Origin of the sequence: Pedobacter borealis DSM 19626, assembly GCF_000708285.2 — a bacterium.
Lineage (GTDB): Bacteria > Bacteroidota > Bacteroidia > Sphingobacteriales > Sphingobacteriaceae > Pedobacter > Pedobacter borealis.
In genome coordinates, this window is sequence record NZ_JAUG01000148.1 from 1 (window position 1) to 6459 (window position 6459).

Annotated in this window: 5 protein-coding genes; 4 read left to right on the forward strand and 1 reads right to left on the reverse strand. The window is 38.8% G+C overall.

Translation table 11 applies throughout. The annotated features are described in order from the left end of the window. The first annotated feature begins 129 nt into the window (after positions 1–129). On the forward strand, positions 130–357 hold the full coding sequence (locus AW17_RS22685; RefSeq protein WP_029280472.1) for a hypothetical protein: 228 nt from the start codon (positions 130–132) through the stop codon (positions 355–357). Between the two features lie 537 nt (positions 358–894). On the opposite strand, the gene AW17_RS22690 is transcribed toward AW17_RS22685, so the two are convergent. Continuing rightward, positions 895–1548: a LexA family transcriptional regulator gene (locus tag AW17_RS22690; RefSeq protein WP_051692053.1), complete on the reverse strand. Its 654-nt coding sequence runs from the start codon at positions 1546–1548 to the stop codon at positions 895–897. 103 nt (positions 1549–1651) lie between these two features. On the opposite strand from AW17_RS22690, the gene AW17_RS22695 reads away from it, so the two are divergent. The 3 genes from AW17_RS22695 to AW17_RS22705 all read left to right on the forward strand — a co-directional run bounded on the left by AW17_RS22695 (position 1652) and on the right by AW17_RS22705 (position 6259). Further along, a complete protein-coding gene (locus AW17_RS22695; RefSeq protein WP_029280476.1) occupies positions 1652–2827 on the forward strand; it encodes a hypothetical protein in 1176 nt (391 codons plus the stop codon). Beyond that, positions 2802–3659 carry a HEPN domain-containing protein gene (locus tag AW17_RS22700; RefSeq protein WP_167343715.1) on the forward strand — a complete coding sequence of 286 codons (858 nt, stop codon included), beginning with the start codon at positions 2802–2804 and terminating at the stop codon, positions 3657–3659. The genes AW17_RS22695 and AW17_RS22700 overlap by 26 nt, the downstream gene beginning before the upstream one ends. Positions 3660–4141: 482 nt before the next feature. Further along, positions 4142–6259: a polysaccharide lyase family 8 super-sandwich domain-containing protein gene (locus AW17_RS22705; RefSeq protein WP_051692054.1), complete on the forward strand. Its 2118-nt coding sequence runs from the start codon at positions 4142–4144 to the stop codon at positions 6257–6259. Positions 6260–6459: the final 200 nt, after the last annotated feature.

The following is a 6459-nucleotide window of genomic DNA, read 5'->3' on the forward strand; positions in this document are numbered from 1 at the left end:
TAAGATTGCTTCGTCGGCTGAAAAAGCCTTCTCGCAATGACGATTCATCGCAATATTCTATATGGCTTTTTAATCTGCGAAAATCTGCTGATCTGCGGGAACCCTTTTTTATACTCCCGCTGATTTAAGATGATAAACGCAGAATCGGGTTGGCAGTTTACAATGGCTAGGTTTATGCTTGCAGTTACTAGGTTTATACTTGCAGTTGATGGAATTATAACAGCAGTTGATAGTTCTATCAGCGCAGTGAATAACTTTATACTTGCAATGACTAGGTTTATGCTTGCGGATGACAGAATTATACTCGCAGTTAATAGTTCTAAGCTTGCAGTTAACAGTTCTATCAACGCAGTGTGAGCAACATTATACTCGCAGTTCGTAGGTTTATGCTTGCAGTTAACAGTTCTATCAACGCAGTTAACAACTTTATCAGAGAGGTAGGTAACTTTATTAACGCAGTTAACAACATTATATTAGCAGTTGCTAGTTCTATACTTGCTAAGCAATTCTATGCTTCAATAAGCGGCGTAAATGATTTTTTTTAAAATCTGCGAAAATCTGCTGATCTGCGGGAACCCTTTTTTATACTCCCGCTGATTAAAGATGATGACGCAGATCCTAAAGAGCGATCTTTCATGCTAGTGATTGTTGCTAGAAAGATTGCTTCGTCGGCTGAAAAAGCCTCCTCGCAATGACGATTCATCGCAATAAATTAACCCTCAAAATGACACTTTTTAATACATTACTCCTATATGGCTTTTTACAATCTGCGAAAATCTGCTGATCTGCGGGAACCCTTTTTTATACTCCCGCTGATTAAAGATGATAAATGCAGAATCCAGTTGGCAGTCTACAATTAACCAATTTAAACAGCTAACCGATTAACCCAGATCATTAAATAATATTCCGTGTAATTTTTCCTTTGATAATATAAAGTGCCTGGATGTTTTTCTTGCGGATTACGGTATCGCCTTTAAAATTCGGGTTTGAGGAACGGAGAATTAATTTGGTATTATCAGCGTGCTGAAAAATTAGTTTTATGGTACGTAAACTGTTACTATCTGCATCCGTCATCACCACATAAGCTTCGCCCCACTGTAAAATTTCGTAATTGGTAATTTCTTTTATGGCTATAATTTCGCCTGCGGCATATTTGGGGTACATGCTATCGCCATAAACTGGTAAATAAGCTGTGCAATCGTTAAAAGGAAGGTAATTTACCAGGTATTCTGCCCGTTGTTCTTCTACCAGGAGATCTTTAGCATCCGATAGGCTCATATCGAAATAGGGAACACCCTCTTTGCTTTCGTTAACGCCTGGTTTCTTTTTAAAAAAGGGTTCGCCTGTTCCGTTTTCAAGCCATGTTAAATTTACGTCGAATTTAAGTTCGAGTTTATCTTTAATCGCATTTGATACTCCTAAGCCATCTTTCCCTCTCATTATATCAGACAAGGAGCCGGCTTGAATATTCAATGCATCAGCAAAAGCTTTTTGAGTCTTGAAATTCAATAAATCCATTAATAATTTTAATCTCTGATTTTCAGTCATTTGCGCTTGTGTTGAAAGAATTTCTACTGTGTATTAGAATTTCTACTGTTATTTTACTAAATTTGTTAGTGTTGCTAATATAATCATTTAAAAATTATACGCTATGGAAGGGAACTCAAATTTCAAAAAAGAAACTATGGCATTTATTGATGCCATTGAAAACTTTTTTTTATCAGATGGTGTAGGCCATCATTTAAATTTTCTAAAAAACTGGGTAAACCCATCTCAAAACGAATTCGATTATTCGCCGCAAAAGCACCCTGCAAAACTATTGGGTTTTTATGAAAAACTGGTGCCGCTGTTCGATTATTCGGATTTAATTTTTAACCGGATTGAAGCTGATACGGCCTTTGTAAAAGCGATTGAGCTTGATGAATGTAATTTGGAACGCGAATCGGTTGTGCTTGAATATTGTCCGAAGTTGTTGAGCAAGAGCGAAATGAAAAACCCGAAATTTACTTTTTTAGATATTTTTATCTTCTTTGAATCGGATAGCTATAAGATGGTTTACAAGGAATGGTTACTGGCCGGATTGGAAAATAAGCTCGATCTGGATTGGGATCAGTATGTTGCCGCGTTTTACGAGAATACCATGAAAATGCTGGAGGCCTGTTGGCTCATCCATGAAAGGCTCATCACTAAAAATAGTTTTAAAAGTATCGATCGCTATTACCATATGGCTATGTTCGAAAGTACATCGCCTTTGGCTTTTGACCAGGAATTATTTGAAGATCCATTTAAGGCAATTGAATTTTTCTTTAGTCTGGATAACCTTGCAGGGCATAAAACATACCTGAAAAAATGGTATAAGGTGGCCTTATCAGAAGCGCACCGTTTAAGTGATGTTGCCGATTATTTTTTCCTCTATAACCAATTTACGAAATTGCTTAACGCAGGTTATTTAATTGCAACCAAAAAACTGATTTATCAGGAAGCCTTGCCTGAAGGCTTAATTACTGAAGATCGTTTTATTACAAACGAAGTGTACAACAAAGGCCTTTGTGAAGTAAATACACTACCGGCCGAACACATTGAAAATCCTTATCGCTTTGCAGCGTCTTTTTTCGTTCCTGAAAAAATTAAACAATTGCGATTAGGCCTTTTAGAGTGGTTGTATGCCGCATTTAGTACCGGGAGCAGCATTAAACTGATGGATAAAGAATTTTTATTCGAGCAGTATGAAACCATGCTGATGATCATTGAAGCTTTCTTTATAATGATCGGTAATCCTTCACTAAGTGATGATATTAAAGATGAAAGGCGGTATTATGCGGAATAAATCCTTAAACTTTAGCCATAGTGCCATAAAAGAAGAAACCGTAATGCGCTTATTAAAACGCATTACCGCTGCGGTACCCATTCAATATATTTATCTCCATAACAATTTTTTTGCCGGTAAAGCGGTGCAAGAAATGCTGATTATGGTTTCGTTTAAACATGTGCGTATTTTAAACGAATTAACGCCGGTATTAAATATTGTATTTAATGGGCAAACGGAATTTAGTTATCGGGTTTTCCATGTGCACGAAGTTGAGCGGGCCTTGCTAGAGGGCAGTTTGTTTTTTTACTATGCCATTGCAGCTCAAAATTGTTTATTTAGTAAATCTGGAAATTTTCTTGAATGTGGAGTAGCTGAGCTCATTGCAGATCGGGTTAGCAGCGCCTATCAACACGAAACTAGTAAGGCCAACAAATTTTTGTCGGGAGCCAATTTCTATTTTAAACAACAAAATTTCGAGCATTGTGCTTTTATGCTGCACCAGGTTTTCGATTTAATGTACCGGGCCATCGAAATTCTGGTAATGGGAAAGGATAAAAAAACGCACCGCATCAGTGCCCATCAATTGTATGTTAAGGCCTATGTAAAACCGCTTTCTGAGCTGTTTAATGATGAAAAGGAACTTTGCTTGTTGCATTTGCTTGATGAGGCTTATCTGGCTGTTCGGTATGAAAACAATTACACGATCAGTGAGCCGGATGTGATGCGATTGTTTGAAAAAATAGATTTATTGTACTGTGTTTCAGAACAGGTTTATCAGGGGATTATGAACAATCATTTCGATCAGCAGGTTGCCAGAATGTCTTTAAACCCTAAGCTGGTCTCTCCATAACAGACCATCTGTAGTTCAAAGATCTCTCCTCCGAAGGAGTTCCTTTTGGAACACTCCGCGTTGCTCCGGTCGAGATGACGATTTTTCTATTGGAGTCTGTCAATGATAGCCTGTCGAAAGACCTGTTTAAATGCCACATAAAGCGTTTCGACAAGCTCTCCGTAGGAGTCCTTTGGACAACGTGACAAGTTCGAATTGAATACAACTTATGATACAGGCACTTTTAACTGCTGAATTTCTATAAGCCTTTGCTTTTTGCTCAATGTAGATATCAGCATTGATATGAAATCCAGGCTGATAGGAAAATAAAGAAAAATTAGTTCGATCTGATAAAAAAATGATTAGTATCGTTAGTTTTGGGCCGCCTTGCCTAGCTTGGTGGCTTTTTTAAATGAATTGAAGCGAAAAATGAAACTTGAATTGCCTTTTGCCAATTCTTTATTGCGAATACCTAAACCGGTTTGCTTAAATAAAAAATAAAAATGTTTGCTATAAATAAAAAAACAAACAACAAAATAAAGGTTCGCCGAAAAGTTAGATTTGGATTCCTGGTTGGAGGCCTAATGCTGATGGGTATATCGGCAAACGCCCAAAATGACCCTTTTAATATCATTCTGCAACGCATTAATAACGATTTGCAGACTTTTGTTAAAGATAAACCATTGGCCGAAGAGGTGGGCAATCATCTTAAAAATCTAAATACCGATGGCAGCTGGCAGGATGTTAATTATGCCGATGCGCAGTACGATCCCTTAAAAAGGATCAAAGATATGGCGACAGTTTACATCCGCCCGTCGAACAAACTTTATAATAACGCCGAGCTCCATAACGCCATTGTTAAATCTTTACAGAACTGGCTGGATAAAAACCCGAAGAACAAGAATTGGTGGTACAATGATATTTTTTATCCTCAGGCTATTGGGCAAACCTTAATTTTGATGCGCAATGCCAAAACCGGGCTTCCTGCAACGCTGGAAAATGCATTGATCAAAAGGATGATCAGAAAATTAAAGACTGGCGACGGTGCCAACACTTCTGATGAAGCATTACATTATTTATATCGTGCTTGCCTAACACAGAACAAGGCAACCCTCGATTCTGCTGCGAAATACCTGTTCGAACCGATTGCCATAACCGATGGCAAGGAAGGTGTTCAGGTAGATGGTAGTTATTATCAGCATGGAAAACAGCAAGCCATTGCCAGTTATGGAAGGGTTTTTGCCGGAAATTCAGTTAATGCTGCTTTCTATTTAAGAGAAGCCGAATATGCTTTGCCGAAAGATCAACTGGCTATTTTGATCAATTACCTTAAAAATACTTTCTTAAAAACCATAAGAGGATCGTTTTACGATTTTAATGTGCGTGGACGAGGGATTAGCCGTAAAGATTCTTTAAGCAGCGGGATGGGTGGGATAGTGAATAAAATTAAACTTTTCGATCCTGAAAATGCCGCATATTGGGATGCTTCGGTTAAACGGACCTCGGAGGCGGAACCGGCCGGTTATAAAATTATGCCCACCCATAACCAGTTTTGGAAAAGCGGATATACCCTGCACCTTCGTCCCGCTTATACCTTTAGCGTGCAAACGGCATCAACGAGAACTTTACGGACAGAACGCGGTAACAACGAAAACATACTGGGGAAATTTCTCCCCGATGGCGCGACCAATATTCAGCGTAGCGGATCGGAATATGTCAACCTGATGCCTGTTTGGGAATGGGATAAAATCCCTGGAACCACCAGCAGAGATTATCCTGATGATAATGGCGCAACAATATTAAAAGAATGGGGAATTCCGGGTACAACGAAATTTGTTGGGGGCGTTAGCGATGGTATTTATGGCGTTTCATGTTATGATTTAAATTACGACAGCGTTCAAGCCAAAAAAGCATGGTTCTTTTTTGATCGAGAAGTGGTGTGCCTGGGTGCTGGAATTAAGAGCAGTGCAAAAGAAAATATCACCACAACAATCAATCAGGCCTGGTTAAGGGGCGATGTGGCTTCTTCCAATGGAGCACAGGCCAATGCAAAAAGCGAGCGTTGGGCACTTCATGATAGTATTGGGTATATTTTTCCCCAGGGTGGGATTTTAGAAATCAGCAGCAAAGCGCAAACCGGAAACTGGTACCGCATCAATCATTTTCAAGGTAAAACCGAACTCAAACATAATGTATTTAAAATCTGGTTAAATCATGGCAAAAATCCTCAGAACGCCAGCTATCAGTATATTGTTGTGCCAGGAATTGACGCTGCGGGTTTAAAAAAATATAACCGATCTATGATACAGGTATTAAAAAATACCGATGAACTGCAGGCTGTAAAACATACTGGGCTGGATATGTTGCAGGCCGTTTTTTATAAAGCGGGAACACTGGCTGCCAATGGCCTTTCGCTTCAGGTAGACCAGCCGTGTACGGTTTACATTAAAGATTTAAATGGTAAAAACCCTACGTTATATATCGCAGATCCCGCACAGGAAAATGCAACTATAAGCGTGTTGTTAAAGCTGCCAGGATTATCGAAACCGAAAAGTATAGATTGTAATCTGCCAACTGGTGCCTTTGCAGGTGCTACGGCGAGTTTTAAAATTAAAGAATAAAACATATTGTAAACGATGAAAGCATCATATCCCAGGGAAATCGCTTTTAAAACATGTGCAAAAATTAATTAGCCACGGAAACACAGAAATCACGGAGAAGAAGTAAATTTTTCCGTGTTTTCGTGCTTCCGTGGCAAACATAATGCTTAGGTATGCGCAGAAAGAGGAAGAATTATCAGAGAAAAGTTAAAAGCGATTTC

Bases quoted from the DNA above. Each gene is read 5' to 3' on its own strand.
- AW17_RS22685 (WP_029280472.1), top strand. From the start codon at position 130: ATGATAAACGCAGAATCGGGTTGGCAGTTTACAATGGCTAGGTTTATG.
- AW17_RS22690 (WP_051692053.1), bottom strand. From the start codon at position 1,548: ATGACTGAAAATCAGAGATTAAAATTATTAATGGATTTATTGAATTTC.
- AW17_RS22695 (WP_029280476.1), top strand. From the start codon at position 1,652: ATGGAAGGGAACTCAAATTTCAAAAAAGAAACTATGGCATTTATTGAT.
- AW17_RS22700 (WP_167343715.1), top strand. From the start codon at position 2,802: ATGAAAGGCGGTATTATGCGGAATAAATCCTTAAACTTTAGCCATAGT.
- AW17_RS22705 (WP_051692054.1), top strand. From the start codon at position 4,142: ATGTTTGCTATAAATAAAAAAACAAACAACAAAATAAAGGTTCGCCGA.